15 protein-coding genes and 2 pseudogenes are annotated in these 14,112 nt (G+C 58.4%); 6 read left to right on the top strand and 11 right to left on the bottom strand.

The genetic code is table 11. From position 1 onward, the window contains the following. Positions 1-372 precede the first annotated feature (372 nt). A complete protein-coding gene (locus NL528_RS46210) occupies positions 373-1,698 on the bottom strand; it encodes an MFS transporter (protein WP_309185480.1) in 1,326 nt (441 codons plus the stop codon). Between the two features lie 403 nt (positions 1,699-2,101). On the opposite strand from NL528_RS46210, the pseudogene NL528_RS46205 reads away from it, so the two are divergent. After that, positions 2,102-2,367, top strand: a pseudogene (locus NL528_RS46205) (Crp/Fnr family transcriptional regulator); the annotation flags it as partial. A 702-nt stretch (positions 2,368-3,069) separates the two neighbouring features. Here the strand turns inward: NL528_RS46205 and NL528_RS46200 are convergent. The 6 genes from NL528_RS46200 to NL528_RS46175 all read right to left on the bottom strand — a co-directional run bounded on the left by NL528_RS46200 (position 3,070) and on the right by NL528_RS46175 (position 7,825). Next, on the bottom strand, positions 3,070-3,363 hold the full coding sequence (locus NL528_RS46200; RefSeq protein ID WP_309185478.1) for a PilZ domain-containing protein: 294 nt from the start codon (positions 3,361-3,363) through the stop codon (positions 3,070-3,072). Between the two features lie 885 nt (positions 3,364-4,248). Next, entirely contained in the window at positions 4,249-4,668 is a 420-nt protein-coding gene (locus NL528_RS46195; protein ID WP_309185477.1) for a hypothetical protein, read from the bottom strand. A 295-nt stretch (positions 4,669-4,963) separates the two neighbouring features. Next, a complete protein-coding gene (locus NL528_RS46190) occupies positions 4,964-5,086 on the bottom strand; it encodes a hypothetical protein (protein ID WP_309185475.1) in 123 nt (40 codons plus the stop codon). A 198-nt stretch (positions 5,087-5,284) separates the two neighbouring features. Further along, positions 5,285-6,568 carry an IS256 family transposase gene (locus NL528_RS46185; RefSeq protein WP_309176837.1) on the bottom strand — a complete coding sequence of 428 codons (1,284 nt, stop codon included), beginning with the start codon at positions 6,566-6,568 and terminating at the stop codon, positions 5,285-5,287. 243 nt (positions 6,569-6,811) lie between these two features. Further along, positions 6,812-7,021, bottom strand: a complete 210-nt coding sequence (locus tag NL528_RS46180; protein WP_309185474.1) for a hypothetical protein — start codon at positions 7,019-7,021, stop codon at positions 6,812-6,814. A gap of 555 nt (positions 7,022-7,576) precedes the next feature. Beyond that, on the bottom strand, positions 7,577-7,825 hold the full coding sequence (locus NL528_RS46175) for a hypothetical protein (RefSeq protein WP_309185473.1): 249 nt from the start codon (positions 7,823-7,825) through the stop codon (positions 7,577-7,579). A 248-nt stretch (positions 7,826-8,073) separates the two neighbouring features. Here NL528_RS46175 and NL528_RS46170 point away from each other — a divergent pair, with 248 nt between their 5' ends. From NL528_RS46170 to NL528_RS46160, 3 genes are all read left to right on the top strand, one after another. Further along, positions 8,074-8,277 (top strand): cold-shock protein, encoded by a 204-nt coding sequence (locus tag NL528_RS46170; protein ID WP_074278830.1) that lies wholly within the window; start codon positions 8,074-8,076, stop codon positions 8,275-8,277. 1,287 nt (positions 8,278-9,564) lie between these two features. Further along, positions 9,565-9,750 carry a hypothetical protein gene (locus NL528_RS46165; RefSeq protein WP_309185471.1) on the top strand — a complete coding sequence of 62 codons (186 nt, stop codon included), beginning with the start codon at positions 9,565-9,567 and terminating at the stop codon, positions 9,748-9,750. A 433-nt stretch (positions 9,751-10,183) separates the two neighbouring features. Further along, positions 10,184-10,408 (top strand): DUF4167 domain-containing protein, encoded by a 225-nt coding sequence (locus tag NL528_RS46160; protein WP_309185872.1) that lies wholly within the window; start codon positions 10,184-10,186, stop codon positions 10,406-10,408. Positions 10,409-10,641: 233 nt separating this feature from the next. Here NL528_RS46160 and NL528_RS46155 read toward each other — a convergent pair whose 3' ends face one another. Further along, positions 10,642-10,797, bottom strand: a complete 156-nt coding sequence (locus NL528_RS46155; protein WP_309185470.1) for a hypothetical protein — start codon at positions 10,795-10,797, stop codon at positions 10,642-10,644. A 153-nt stretch (positions 10,798-10,950) separates the two neighbouring features. On the opposite strand from NL528_RS46155, the gene NL528_RS46150 reads away from it, so the two are divergent. After that, the gene (locus NL528_RS46150) at positions 10,951-11,115 is read left to right on the top strand and encodes a hypothetical protein (RefSeq protein ID WP_309185469.1); all 165 of its coding nucleotides are present in this window, start codon (positions 10,951-10,953) and stop codon (positions 11,113-11,115) included. Between the two features lie 323 nt (positions 11,116-11,438). Here the strand turns inward: NL528_RS46150 and NL528_RS46145 are convergent, their stop codons facing one another. After that, positions 11,439-11,690: a DUF1488 family protein gene (locus tag NL528_RS46145; RefSeq protein WP_309185468.1), complete on the bottom strand. Its 252-nt coding sequence runs from the start codon at positions 11,688-11,690 to the stop codon at positions 11,439-11,441. A 563-nt stretch (positions 11,691-12,253) separates the two neighbouring features. On the opposite strand from NL528_RS46145, the gene NL528_RS46140 reads away from it, so the two are divergent. Next, complete coding sequence (locus NL528_RS46140; protein ID WP_309185466.1) at positions 12,254-12,697, top strand: DCC1-like thiol-disulfide oxidoreductase family protein; 444 nt, start codon at positions 12,254-12,256, stop codon at positions 12,695-12,697. 101 nt (positions 12,698-12,798) lie between these two features. On the opposite strand, the pseudogene NL528_RS46135 reads toward NL528_RS46140, so the two are convergent. Then, positions 12,799-13,021: pseudogene (locus tag NL528_RS46135) on the bottom strand (zinc-finger domain-containing protein); the annotation flags it as partial. 179 nt (positions 13,022-13,200) lie between these two features. Then, positions 13,201-14,100, bottom strand: coding sequence for an RNA polymerase sigma factor RpoH (rpoH, locus tag NL528_RS46130; protein WP_309185465.1), 900 nt, complete (start codon positions 14,098-14,100; stop codon positions 13,201-13,203). Positions 14,101-14,112: the final 12 nt, after the last annotated feature.

The raw sequence follows: 14,112 nt of genomic DNA, 5'->3' as shown, positions 1-14,112 counted from the left end.
GTCGTAGTTGCGCTTTGCTGGAATTCCCAAACCATTGCTTTACTTCAGTGGCATTGATTTTTCGGGACGCTTTAGTAGGCGAGGTGGTCACGGTGCAATCCGCTATGAATTGATCTGGCGCAGCATATCCATGAAGCGATATTAAGCCACCCGACGTTACTCATAATTTAACCCGTCGTTGACACGCCAGAGCCTTCGATCGCATAGGCCCCGTCCAGATTCGCATAATGCTGGATTTGGAATGTCCGGCAAGGTGTAAAGCGGACGTAGTTCGAATGATGGCCAATTCCGCCTTTGACCACCCTCAGCGGACATCGGCCCACAAAAGAAAGGGGGCACCTCAATCGGAAAAATGACGATCGCAGTGATGTGTCAGTCGTCATATTCCATGGAGATGTCCTGGCCGGTGTAGTCGGGCATCATCGCCGTCGCCACCAGGCTCACCACTGCGCACGCCGCGATGTAGATCGAGATCGCGTAACCCGATTGATAGCTCGCGAACAAGGCGGTCGCAATCAGCGGCGCCGGGCCGCCGGCGATGACCGATGCCAGCTGATATCCCAAGGAAGCGCCGCTATAGCGCAGGCGCGGCGTAAAGGCCTCGGCGATCAGCGCGGCCTGCGGCCCGTACTGCATGTCATGCGGAATGAGCGACAGCACGATCGCAACGAACACCGCCAGGGGAGCCGCGGTGTCTACCATGCCAAAATAGAGGAAGCCGAACACGCCCGTGGTCGCCGCGCCGATCAGATACATCTTCTTGCGGCCGATACGGTCGGAGATGTGGCCCGACAGCGGGATGGTGACGAACGAGACGACGGAGGCTGCCAGTACCGCGCTCAGAATTAGATTGCGCGACATATGTAACGTGCCGACCGCGTAAGCGAAGATGAACGCAGTGAAGATGTAGAACGGCGCCTGCTCCGACAACCGCAGCAAAGCCGACAGGATGATCTGCCTCGGCTGCTTTCTGATGACCTCGATGATCGGCGTCTTCTCGATCTTGTTGTCGTTCAGAAGCGCCTGGAATACCGGCGTCTCGAGAATGCCGAGGCGGATCCACAGGCCGACGCCTACCAGAATGATCGACAGCGCGAAGGGAATGCGCCAGCCCCAGGTGGCGAACTGATCGCCGGACAGCTGGCTGAAGGCGAGCACCGCGAGATTCGCCAGGAACAGGCCGCACGGCACGCCGAATTGCGGCCAGGACGCCACCAGGCCGCGCTGGCCGTGGTGACGCGACCATTCCATCGCCAGCAGAACGGACCCACCCCATTCGCCGCCGACGCCGATGCCCTGAAGCATCCGCAGTACCGTCAGGATAACCGCGCCCCAGATACCGACTGTTTCGTAGGTCGGAACGAATGCGATCAGGAAGGTGGCGATGCCCATGCACAACAGCGTTGCAATCAGCGTCGCCTTGCGGCCGATACGGTCTCCGTAGTGGCCGAAGATCGCGGCGCCGATCGGACGCCCGACAAAACCGATGAAATAGGTTCCGAAGGCGGCGAGCGTCGCCGTTAGCGGATCCGAATTGGGAAAGAACAGCTTGCCGAAAATGAGCCCGGCTGCCGTGCCGTAAAGGAAGAAGTCGTACCACTCGATCGCAGTACCAATAGTTGACGCGATAACCGCCTTGCGCAACTGCGTGCTGTGCTCGGACGCGGACAGCGTCCCGTAAGTAGCTGTCGTGGCCATTTGTTCCCTCCGATTCGTCTCCTCGCCCCTTTTGGAAGTAGGTTCTTAGCGACCATCTCCCGAACAGGGGACTAGTTATCCGGGATCTCCATCCAAGTCGCCCGAATGGTTCCTGGCGGCCCAGTCGTCCCGAAAACGAGGACGCCGAAGATAGGTTTGGCGGTCGGTAGGCGCAACGAGGAAGAGGCGGACCTGCGAATGCGCCTTCGGAGATGGCACTGAGACGATCTCACGTGCCAATCAGGCGAGCCAAATTGCCGCCAGTCCCTCGTCTGGCCTGCGAGGGGGTTCTGCATTCTCCTTGAGGGCTCTCGCAGCCGGTAAATTCCCCGTCATGGTTCCTTCATTTCGACGTCGGAAGCGCTACAATGCGTGCGCGCTGATCGGAGCAAGGGAGGCTCCTATGGCGAAGGTCGCCAATGACGAATTCGATCCCAAAGCCTTTCTCGCCAAGGTAGGGGTCGGCAAAACGATCCTGAAATTGGAGAAGAATCAGCACGTCTTCGAGCAGGGAGGCGTGGCGGATGCGGTTTTTTACATTCAAAAAGGCAAGGTCAAGCTCACTGTCCTATCCGAGCAAGGAAAGGAAGCGGTAGTCGGAATTTTAGAACCGGCCAGTTCTTCGGTGAGGGGTGCGCAAGCGGGTTTCCGCCACGAATCGTTGTTACGTAGGTTTTGGCCATGCCTAGCGGGCCAAGGCCCGACGCGTGTCTCCAGAACTCACACGGCGCGCCGGGCCACTGTACAGGGCCAGACTGAGTGCGGTGTTGCGGAGGCGGACCTACTTCCGGACGACGCTTCGGCTTTGTTTACGAATGAGCGCATTGTATCGGTCGATCTGGCCGGCGATTCTCGACCAGCTCATAGAGAGATTTTTCAAAACCTCAGCTTCATCTTCACTCTGCGCTAATCTCATCAAGCGAAGACATTCCGCTGACTGATCTTGGCAATGCTGTGTGCTGTCCATGAATTAATTCCTCGCACTGCGAGCCAACTCAAAAAGCAATATCTCAAAACGAAGAGACCGCCGAGGGGCGGTCTTTTCGTTTGTAGCCGAAGTGACCGAATGAGAGGTCGCCTAAGTTGGCGGCCTCGTTCAGTTGAGGCGTTACTGTCCAATGTTGTGCTTGGCACCTTTGTGACATCCCGACGGACGCCGAAAACGTCCCCTTATTGAAGACCGGAAGTGGCCGGCCCACGGTCAGAACGACAAGATTGACCCGCAGCTGACCTGAGCCGAGCAGGCTCGAAAGACGTCGTTGTGCTTGCGGCTGCAGGCCGTCGAAGTCAGAGACGAATCGATGCCCTGCAGGACGGGGCCCGCCGTCAATCATGAACGGCGAGGACCGGAGATGCATCGCTTCTGGGCGATCAGGATACCGCTTTGACACTATGCGGAAGAGAATCGATGGTCGGCTCGTTCAAACGATCGAATGTCACGCCCACTCGCGTTGATCTACGCCAAACAATATAGCAATGTTGGCTGATACGACCATTAGCCATCAGCAAGGTGATTTCGTGCGGAATTGCAAGGGAGCTTGGTACGTCCAGCGCCGCTCCAATCGGAGAAATATTCCGGATTGTACAGTTGATTGCTCCGCCGGCGAACTGAATGGTCCCGTTCCTGATGACGTTGTGTCGCTGCGTCGCTCGGCGCTCTATCATCGGTCTAGCGTCCGCCGAACACCTCAAGATTTGCTAAACCGCTTTGTTACAGTTTTCATGGCATAGTTAATGGTTTGGCGGCTGCTCAAGCCAATTGTTTTCCAATCGTGCGAGTCGGACGGATCCAATATCTCTTCTCGTGATCATGCGCCGAGAGAGCTTGACGATTTGCTGCGCCGCATGAGTCTGGTGATGGCACCAACCGTAACAACCGGGCCGGCCTGATGATGTCCGTTGTTTGGGGCAGACCGGAAGTGGCCGGCAGAGGGTGAAAACGGCGCGATTAACCCGACGCGGATATGCGTAGCGTTCGAGCAGCCTGCTGGCGCCGCGAGCAATCCTTGCCGCGCCGCGCGGTAGTTCTCTTCCGGACAACGTGACCGCATAAGGAAGCGGTCGGGACGGGCGCGATCCGGACGAGGAGAGGTGAGGGCGCCAGTTCCCGCCGGCGGATTTTCTTTTAGCACTACTGTACCGGCCCATACGCCCGGTTGGCCAAGGCTAGAAACTGGCCCCCGACAGCAAGAGAATTGCACCGATTGCCATAAGGAGAATGCCCGGCCAGTTCGCTCCGAGCCCCAAGAATCCGACGCCGCGTCGTGGCGGCTCCAGAGTGTTGCGAACCGGCCCGGAGCGGGAGGAGCCCGAGCGACTAAGCGATCCGCGCCAGATAACCGCGCGTACCATGTATAGGACTCCGCCGAAAACGAGCAGCGCACCGAGCCCGATAACCATCATTCTCGCCTCCCGGTTCATCGCTGCCACTAACGCGCCGACCACGATACGACGCAACACCGCAACGGAACCTAGATTCAAGCGCTAGGATGGTTGTTCGTTCCACTTCCGCCCGCTTGCGGTTAGCGTGGGGTGCCTCCCATGGCATTTTCAACCAGCGGATACCGGCTCCGCCGCGTTTGTATCGGCAGCGGATTGCGCGTGCTCCGTAACCTGATGAACCACGGGCAATTGCAGCACGGTCACTCGCTGCCCTTCAGAGAGATGCGTGACGAGCACATTACTTCCATCTGGAAACTCGATCGCATCATGGTAACGATGCGGAACATCTGGGTCTATCGCGCCGAATTTCCCTACTCGGAAATTGGTTGCCCTCGTCCTCCATCCGTTTTCGTATTTGACATCGCCGGCGAACGCCAGTTCGGTCCCCGGAAGCATGCAGACCGCTACGGCGGGCTCACTTTCTGATGCGAAACCGCGAGTCGAAGTGCCGCGGAATGTCGTGGTGATCAGCGTCTCTCCAACTTGGGCGGGGCGCGTTGCTACAGCGTGCAGACTATAGTCACACATCGGGTTGCTCCTCGTTCGAGATAATCAACCCGCGCCCCTCGGAGGCGCAGGCCTCTATCAGAGTGGACAGTAGGCTGTGAGCTTTTGCTTCATTGTGGGCGATTGTACGGCCTGGGGCGACCGCCCTCATCACAAATACGTTTGAGGAGGCATCCAATCCTTGCCGCCCGCCGGCCCTCTGAATTCGCTTTCCGCGCTGGCCGGGGTTCGGACAGCCTTCGAGACGGGAAACGCGCCAGCTTGCGCTTCTGTATGATCTCACAACAGCGCCAACGACTCCCCTACCGGGGCGGTCTCATGGTTTGAATTTATCGATTTCCGCTGCGGTACCGTCGTCGGTAGCCCTTTCAGCGGTGATCAGTTCCTGCGCAAGCCCGCGCCGAAAATCGCGCTCCGCTTTTTCCATCAGCCCGGCCACCAAATCTTCTGGCACTCCGTCGAGAGCAGCGTCTTGATAGACTTCGGAGTCGACCGAATAAGTAACGCCATTTGCTGGGACGCCCTCGACGAAAATGCGAACCTTCCAGCCGTTTAAAGTCGGGACCGCGCGAACTTCGTAGACCTTGCCGTCGTGTTCGAAGGAGCTATCGCCAATTTTTGGTGACGGCCGGGCCGGTCAGGCGGCGGCGGTTATGGGCTGACGGTCAGCGGGTTTAGCGATGACCTCGATCCCGTTGTTGAATGTCACACCGAGAACGAGTTTTGGCAACTGGTTGTGGCCATCGAGACGACGCCAGCTTTTCTGCGCGGCCTCGAGCAGCTTGAAGACCATCGCGAGCGCCGTCCTGTTGGACAGGCATCCCTTCGATCGGATCGTGCGGTGGCGCACGGTAGCGAAGGTGCTTTCAATGGGATTGGTCGTTCGCAGGTGTTTCCAGTGCTCGGCCGGGAAGTCGTAGAACGCCAGTAGCGTGTCCCGATCCTTGCCCAGGCAGTCGGCCGCCTTCTCGTATTTGGGCGTGTAGCTCGCGATGAAGGCGTCGAACGCCAGCTCGGCGGCGGCCTTGGTTTCGGCCATCCAGATCTCCTGCAACGCGCGTTTGGCCTTCGGCTGCTGGCTCTTCGGCAACTTGGCGAGTACGTTCGCGGTCTTGTGCACCCAGCAGCGCTGCTCGCGCGTTTTCGGCCAGACCTCACCGGCGGCCTTCCAGAACCCGAGCGCGCCATCGGCGATGGTAAGCCGCGGCGGCACGTCGAGCCCGCGCCGCTTCAGATCGAGCAGCAGATCGCGCCAGTCCTGCGCGCTCTCGCGGGCGCCATCGGTGAAGCCGACCAGTTCCTTGCGGCCTTCCGGCGTCGCGCCGATCAGCACCAGGATGCACTGCTTTTCGTCTTCGAGGCGTGCCTGGAGATGGATGCCATCGGCCCAGATGTAGACGTAACGTTTCGCCGACAGATCGCGCCTCTGCCACGCGGTGTGTTCGTCAAGCCAGCCGTCCTTCAGGCGGCCGATGGCGGATGCCGACAATCCGGCAGCATCCTTGCCGAGCAGTGCTGCCAGCGCCTCGGAGAAGTCGCCGGTCGAGATACCCTTCAGGTAAAGGATCGGCAGCAGCGTCTCGATCGATTTAGAGCGGCGCATATAGGGCGGCAGGATCGAGGGCGAGAACCGGATGCGGTCGGGGTCGGTAGCGTCCGCCTCGCGATCGCGCACACGCGGCTGGCGGACGGCGACCGGACCGATACCGGTCATCACCTCGCGCTCCGGCAGGTGACCGTGGCGCACGACCCGCTGGTGGCCGTCTGCGGTCTTCAAATCGGCATGCTTGCCGAGAAAGTCCGCGACCTCGGCCTCGACCGCCTGGGCCAACAGAACACGTGCCCCAGTACGCAAGATTTCCGTGAGTTGATCGTCGACGTTTGCTGGCTGAATCAGCTTGATGATGTTATCGTTGGACACGGCATATCGCTCCTTCGGTGGAGAAGTGGAGGCGTCAAGCACCCCCACGATATGCCGCCTTTCCGATTCCCGCCGTCACCAACTTTCAGCGATAGCTCTGTTCGAAGGTCGAAGTCTTAGTCATCGCACTCTCCAGACTGCCATGGCCCGGCACCCGCCCAGACTGCCATGGCCCGGAACCCGCGCAAACGCACAAAGCTCCCCGGTGGGGAATTGTCAAATCAGCAAATCAGCAGACCGCGCCTAACCTTCCGGGAACAGCTTGTCGGTCGTTTTGTCCAAACGCTTCTCCTTGCTGCGCGCATCCGACAAATGACCAACTAGGTCGCCATTCAACTTATAAATGCTCGCACCTTTAAGATCGTAAAGCTTTTGACCTTTGAGGCCGAAGACCGCGTCGCCCGTGACCACGCCGACGCGGACGCCTTTGCTGTTGAATATATTGCCGTTCATGACCGGCATCCTCTCGAGGCTCCCCCCATCAGCAAAGGCTGCGCTTGTTGGACGGCGATAGCGAGACAAATCGCGCGCTCGGCTATTTCCCCTTAGCCTTCGGCGCGGTGATCCGCACACGTAATTTCCCGATCTCCTTAAGGATGCTTTGGCGGTCCGATCCCGGAGGGAGCTTACGGGCGGTCTCTAACAGTTTCGCTGCCATTGCTTCTAGCTCTTGCAGTCTCTCCGCCCGCATTTCCCCTTCGCCGCCAGCCGCAGCTCTACGGGTTGCCGTTTGCTCTTCCTGGCGGGCCCTGAGCGTTCCCGCGCGCAGTTTCACCGAGTTCGTATCGCGCCTCAGCGCGGCGCTAATGAATGTCCACGACTTGCCGGCGGCGATCAGACCGAGGAGCCGCTCGTCCTCTTCTAATGGCCAACGTATCCTTGGCATTACGCAGTCATCGTTTTTCTCCCCAGCTCTAGCGCCGTCGTTGCATTACCCAGCTTGTGGGCAATTCTACGGCCCGCCTCAATTCAAGTATTACAAAATCCGCAGGTTCACGCCGGCGCGCCTTACTGCGGCGGGTGCAAATCGCCTTGAAGCCAGCGTCCAAGACCCTTGGACTTCATGGGGTCTTCATACGCGGCCAGGGTCTTGAGTACCTGATTGCAGATAGCGCATTCAAACGTATGCAAGTCGACGCCCCGGGCGCGTGCTGGCTCGATGCTGACGAGCATCATCGGGGCCTTGCACTTCGGACAGGCGGGGCGCTCAATTGCAACGAATGGAATGGCGGACGACAGGCGTTGAGACTGGGGCATGATGCTTCCCTCGAATAGGCGGGAGCGCAACACTCTCTGTCACCGGTAATGCCTGGGAGGCGGAGCGGTGATTGTCTAATTATGCGCCTCCAGGCATCTCAAACGCGAGTTAATTCGCAGATATGTGGAAGGAAAGTAGGCACCGGCCGATACTCCGCGCCCACCGGTTCACGCCGCCGGGTTTTGCTTGCCTTCCAAATCGGCATGAGGTTGTCTTGAGGTCCTATCCGATATGGGAGACGATCAAGGTGGCAACTGGAACGGTGAAGTGGTTCAACGCGACAAAGGGCTATGGATTCATTCAGCCCGATAACGGCAGCAAGGATGTGTTCGTGCACATCTCCGCGGTCGAAAAAGCTGGGCTCAGCACACTCAATGAGGGCGCAAAGGTGAGCTATGAGGAAGTGCCCAACAAGGGGAAGACTTCGGCGGAGAATTTGAGGGTCGGGTGACTTCGGAAGGGCATGGCGAAGCCCACCGGTTCACGCCGGGGGGCGCGGTTCGCTGCGCCGGGTATCTGTAGTCCCAATTGCGCGTCGCATCGAGGCTTTGGAACCTTTGAAGGCACTGTGTGCCGAAATATCCGCCGCTGGCGGATGATTCATGGGGCTTCGCACCCAAACGCCGGTAGTGGATCAGTTTGATTGTGTCGGCGGGCTTCCACTTGTTTCGGAGTGCCGTAGGCGCATATTCCGAGAATGGCGACAATTGTCCGATGCAATTGCGGCGCTGAGTACAAACGCAAAGCAAAGTTCTTAGTACCGCACACCGGTCACGCATCCTGTAAAGTCTGTGGGGCCACGCTAGAGCCTTGGTTGGAAAGCACCCACGTTGCCACATTCGAGTTGCTCAAACGTCCCGACGGAAAGCCCGGTAGTGGGTCAGTTTGATTGTGGCAGGATGACTGGCTTGAACGGCAGCGCCGGAGGCGCATATCTGGAAAATGAACCCCGATTTGTCGGCGCCATTGACCCACGAAGAATTCGTCTCGTTGCGGGACTGCGCTAAGGGGTTGATGCACCGAACAATCCCAGCCGAACACAAAGACCGACTAATCCAACTAGGGTACATACAGGAATTGTCGGGCGGACTTCGACTAACGAATGCTGGCAGGCTGAGGATTGTGGAAGGCAAATGACTGACAAGCACCCCAAACGCCCTAAGGACAACACGCCGCCACCACCTAAAAAGCCCCGCTAAAATTCGGTAAGTGCCGTCTGCGCCATAATACCGGACTTCCGCACTGGAAAACGGACGGTCCGCAGCGCATATTTGCAAGATGGCCCAGAGATACCGACCGCGCCTGCTTGAAGTGAGGGTAATCCCTCTAAAGCCTGATCAGTGGGAGTGGCAAGTTTGCGAAGACGATACGCCCCTAGTTATGGGTTATGAGACAACGCGCGAAACAGCCCAGATTAAGGGTGATAGCGCCTTATTCCTTTTGCTCTCCGCAGGCTGAACAAACGAGCCACCTGTCATTGTCGGAAACTCAATCCGGCTAGCAAGTGAAGTCGAATCGGGCGATGCTCTTGGTTGATGAGAGATGTTTGCAGCGTGATTTGGTTGGCGCTGATCGGATGTTCCGGTCGCGAGCGTCGCTGCAAGTAGAGATCTTGACGCTTCGTCATTAACTCCCGCGCCTCAATGACGCACGCAAGATATGCGCTCCGAGACGTAATGACTTTGTCGTCAAGACGGGCCTAAAATGTCTCGGAAAATGCAGCTCCCAAGAGGTGACAATGAAAGACCTTGTGCAGTGCCGCAAGTTAGAGGCTAAGTTTCGCCAGCTCGCAGTGAGCGACCCGACTAAACGTTTCATATGGCTCGCCGAAGCTGAAAAATGGGAACACGAGGCCGAAGCGGAAATCGCCTCTCACTTCGAAGCATGCAATGCTGTGCGAACTACCGATGCAATTGACCAATAGCCACAAAATATAGTGCCCCTCCCCTGGAGGCGCCGCTTTGCGCTACGCCGCAACTTGAAATCATCACACTGCGCCCCTAGGTAATGTGGGATAGCATGCTCACAGTGTTCTTGATCAAGCGGCGAGCCCAGTCGCCCACGGACGACCGTTTGGCTGCTAGGCAGACCGTTCAGTCTTGTGCATGCGATTTCGAAAGCAAGCGCCGCTTGAAGGTCGCCGATGTGAGCTGCGATCCGCCACAAGGCACAGCGCGCTCACATATCGCCGGTACGACTAAGGCAACGCCGCGATAATCCCGATTGGAAACCTAACTCTTACGGGTTGACGCTGAAATAACTGCGCGAGTTTGCTGCCGCATTGCTGTGTTAATCAGCGTGACCCTTTACAACTGCCATATAAGGAGCGAGCCGTGTACGACGGCTCGAGGACAACCATGACTATGAATCAATCCAAATCCGCCGCGCTGTCGCGAAGACGGGCGGAGCGCTCACCTCCCGCGGAGGGGCGTTCCAAAAACCGCCAAAGCGTGAGGACAAGCTATGAGCGGTATCTCGCGTTGGCTCGTGCCCAAACTCTAGCCGGCGATCAAGTCGAGGCGGAGAATTCCTACCAACACGCCGAACATTATTTCCGCTCCATGAGCGAGAGCGCGCGGTAACCGAATGGGAATCCGCCCTCGGTTCCTCCGAGTGACTCAAACCGGGCGCCGAAGTTCGAAGCTTCAACCTGGACCACCGAGCATCCGTGCATGTGCAATTCGTGCTCGTGATGTAACTGAAGGCGAAGGTCGCGATTATTAGCAAGTAGTCTGCCGCATTTGAATTGAACGGCTTTCTTTTTGATTTTCCGGAACGAACCACCGTATGCTCGGTTGTCATATGTTCCCCACCATTAAGGAGACGTGATGACAAACAGAATGATCCCAACAAGCATGGTCAGCAGAATCGACAGGGCGATTAGTCCGCTAAGTCCGGCCAGAACCCGAATCAGACGCCTGGCCAACAGACGCAAAATCCAAACCAGGGCGGCCAGCAGAGCGGCGGCCAACAAAGAGATCCGCAACGCTAATGGGAACGAACTGCTCGCTTCGACGAGCAGTTTTGTTTAGCAGAGTTCTTCCGGCTCCCAATCCGCCTTCTTCGACACTTCCCATTCTTAGGCGCACGATGCCTTCGGTCCATGCCCTCAGAGGAGGTAGCTATGGAACATCAATTTTTCATTCGCCAGCAAAACCTTAAGCTCTATCGCAGTCGCGTGGCTGCATCGGAAGCGGCGGCAGCGAAAGCTGACGCGCGGCACGAGAAGCTTTTAAAGCTACTACTGGCAGAGGAAGTAGCGAACGAACCGCCGCCCAGAAAGAACTAAGGCGCTTGATGCCGGCATTGAGTGGCTTAACCTGCCAACAGATTGTATTCGTGACGAAATTTGTGCTGAGCGTAAATCGCAGCGCGGCCTGTGGCTTGGGGATCAACGTCTTCGCTGCTTACGACTTGGACAGACCAATTGTCTTTCGGCCACCTCATCTGTGACGGGATAAATACCGACGGTGGATACGTCCTCGCATCCTGGGTAAGTGTGGATTTCTCTGAGGCGGTTTACTTAAGTTCTTCTGTCGATATCAGCGTCTTGTTCATACGGGTGCCACGTCGTCGCTTGCGCAAGCGAGGACGTCGAGCAGCCAGCCTGCATCAAGGGTTCAGATCCTCAGTGGTCACTACAACACCGCGGTCAGAGTGCCCCTGCCGCTGCAACTTCGCGAGAGCGAGATGTTCGATCTCGGCTCGGTGCCTTACAAAGATAGCGATGAGCTGTGCATAGCCTGCGTCCTTTCTGCTCATACGCTCTCTGTTCAGAAGGGCAGTCTCCGTTACCCGGCACTTTTCAATTTTGCCGCCGTACTCCACAACGAAATGGACGTAATCACCGCCAGCAACAGCCATGAGAATGGTCCTCAGACGGGGGGAGCCTAACATATGGTGGTTTATCCGGCCCCTACAAGCGAGGGCGGCATGAGCGCATTAATCTGCCAGCGCCCATCTTCCATAGACCGACGCGATAAGCGTTTGGGCAATGGCCAAGCCCGCTCGCGCGTCGGCATCGGATCAAGCGCGCCGTAGGTCCAATTCGGCCCCGTTCCTTTAGGGTACATGCGAATTATCTCGACGCGCTTAATACCTCGCGTGTGCGGATCCATCCCTAGAAGCCGAAGGCACTCAGCCTCAAGTTCGGCTGCGGATTTACGTGGCATCTCTCTATCAAGGTTCTCCGGCTTCGGGATATCGACCTCTTGGAGGTGGTGCTGTTACCGCACAAGCTCAAGCGGGACCCGCTCATTCGATCGCCTCGCCGACGCTGCTCGCCCGCGCGAACGAGGCGATCGAATGAGACGGAGGTTGCCGCCCACTGCTCGGTCATCAGTGATATCGGCAGCCATTTCGAGACAGGCTTTGAAGCGACAACCACCCCTGTTGCGCCGGCCGTCCCGCGGGTGTTTGCTTTTTCCATGCAGAAGGAGCAGTCAATCGTCGTTGATCCAAAAAGTCCTGGCGGCATCAACTCGCCGCACGGCCTGATCCTGTTCGACGGCGTATGCGTCCTATGCTCGCGCGGCTGCCACTTCGTGAGCAAACGTGATCGCCGCGGCTATTTTCGCTTCGTTCCGATCCAGTTGGCCGAAGGACGTCCGCTCGCTGAGCAGCTCGGCATCGATCCTAATCACCCGGATTCCTTTGCCTTCTTGGCGAGCGGCCAGGCCTATGTAAAATCCGAAGCCGTGCTGCGCATTGCGCGCGAGCTTCCGCGCTGGCAGTGGACATGGATCTTCCAATTCATCCCACGGGTGATCCGCGACGCGATCTATGATTTGGTCGCGCGCAACCGCTATCGCTGGTTCGGCCGTCGTGACGCTTGCATCCTGCCGAATTCGGATCGTTCGTGGCCATCGTGAACCGCCCCGAGACTGCGGGACAATGGCGCCTTATGCTGGTTGGCTGCGGCCGGCATGACGAAGGAAGCAGCGTGGCTGCTTTTAAGCTCAGTCCATTCCACGTAAGCGCAACCTGCCGGATCAGCTTCGTGTGCGCCCAAGCTCGGATCGAAGCGGAATAGTGTAGAGCAATAGGGGCAGACGATCTCACTGGGCAGCGCCGATCTTGAGGTAGATGTGTGGGTGATCTTGCGGCGGTTTATCCCCAATGCACTTGAACTCGCGGCAGCCAATGCGTACGATCGGCACCCCGACTTCATTATGAAACGTCGGATAACTTTCCATCTGCAGCGCGCGGCTTAGGCGCCCGATCGATGATGCAAAGTGCCGTGCATGGATCGTCGAGCGAGGGCTCGATCAGCACCCGGTGAGCGGCGCCCCTCTCGCGTCGTTCGGTTGCCGTAAAAACGTACCCATAGCGACGTCCACCGTCAGTTTCTCCCACCACGGGAGAGGGTTGGAAGCTAACGCACCTGCAGAGGCGCCGGGGTCGCCATCGACGCGACGCTCTGAATCATTGCGTTCTGCACCTTCGCGAAGGCGCTCACCTCGATCTGGCGCACGCGCTCCCGCGAGACGCCGTATTCCTCGGCCAGCTCCACGAGCGTGATCTGTTCCTCGGCGAGCCGGCGCGTCTCGAAGATGCGCCGCTCGCGCTTGTTGAGCACGGTGAGCGCATCGGACAGCGTCTTGTGGCGGTTATCGAACTCCTCGCTCGCGGCGAGGGTCGTCTCCTGGTCTGGGGATTCGTCCACCAGCCGGTCTTGCCACTCGCCGGAATCGCCGTCCTCGCGGATCGCGGCGTTGAGCGAGGCGTCGCCGCCGAGCCGCCGGTTCATGTAAATCACGTCCGTTTCGGTGACGCCGATCCGCCGGGCGATGATCTTCACCTGGTCCAGCCGCATATCGCCATCGTTGAATACGGAGATTTTGCTCTGGGCCTTGCGCAGGTTGAAGAACACCTTCTTCTGGTTGGCCGAGGTACCCATCTTCACCAGCGACCACGAGCGCAGGATATATTGCTGGATCGCAGCCTTGATCCACCACACGGCGTAGGTGGCGAACCGGAAGCCCTTCTCCGGCTCGAAGCGCTCGACCGCCTGCATCAGGCCGACATTGCCCTCGGAGATCGCCTCGGAGATCGGCAGGCCGTAGCCGCGATAGTCCCTGGCGATTTTTGCCACGAGCCGCAGATGGCTGGTGACCAGCTTGTGCGCCGCGTCGCGATCGCCGTGCTCGCGCCAGCGCTTGGCTAGCAGGTATTCTTCCTGGCGCTCCAACATCGGGAACCGCCGGATTTCCTCAAGATAACGGGTGAGGCCGGGTTCGGCCGTAAAGATCGGCGGGGCCGCGTTGCGGGCCATGATCAAGCCCTC

The organism is Bradyrhizobium sp. Ash2021, from assembly GCF_031202265.1.
In the GTDB taxonomy this organism is placed as follows: domain Bacteria; phylum Pseudomonadota; class Alphaproteobacteria; order Rhizobiales; family Xanthobacteraceae; genus Bradyrhizobium.
The sequence above is the reverse complement of the archived record's forward strand: the minus strand, read 5'-3'. Positions and strand labels throughout refer to the sequence as shown.

Excerpts from the sequence above, each read along its gene's own strand:
- NL528_RS46210 (WP_309185480.1), bottom strand. The coding sequence starts at position 1,698 with ATGGCCACGACAGCTACTTACGGGACGCTGTCCGCGTCCGAGCACAGC.
- NL528_RS46180 (WP_309185474.1), bottom strand. The coding sequence starts at position 7,021 with ATGAACGGCAATATATTCAACAGCAAAGGCGTCCGCGTCGGCGTGGTC.
- rpoH (WP_309185465.1), bottom strand. The coding sequence starts at position 14,100 with ATGGCCCGCAACGCGGCCCCGCCGATCTTTACGGCCGAACCCGGCCTC.
- NL528_RS46145 (WP_309185468.1), bottom strand. The coding sequence starts at position 11,690 with ATGGCTGTTGCTGGCGGTGATTACGTCCATTTCGTTGTGGAGTACGGC.
- NL528_RS46200 (WP_309185478.1), bottom strand. The coding sequence starts at position 3,363 with ATGATAGAGCGCCGAGCGACGCAGCGACACAACGTCATCAGGAACGGG.
- NL528_RS46140 (WP_309185466.1), top strand. The coding sequence starts at position 12,254 with ATGCAGAAGGAGCAGTCAATCGTCGTTGATCCAAAAAGTCCTGGCGGC.
- NL528_RS46160 (WP_309185872.1), top strand. The coding sequence starts at position 10,184 with ATGACTATGAATCAATCCAAATCCGCCGCGCTGTCGCGAAGACGGGCG.
- NL528_RS46175 (WP_309185473.1), bottom strand. The coding sequence starts at position 7,825 with ATGCCCCAGTCTCAACGCCTGTCGTCCGCCATTCCATTCGTTGCAATT.
- NL528_RS46195 (WP_309185477.1), bottom strand. The coding sequence starts at position 4,668 with ATGTGTGACTATAGTCTGCACGCTGTAGCAACGCGCCCCGCCCAAGTT.
- NL528_RS46150 (WP_309185469.1), top strand. The coding sequence starts at position 10,951 with ATGGAACATCAATTTTTCATTCGCCAGCAAAACCTTAAGCTCTATCGC.
- NL528_RS46165 (WP_309185471.1), top strand. The coding sequence starts at position 9,565 with ATGAAAGACCTTGTGCAGTGCCGCAAGTTAGAGGCTAAGTTTCGCCAG.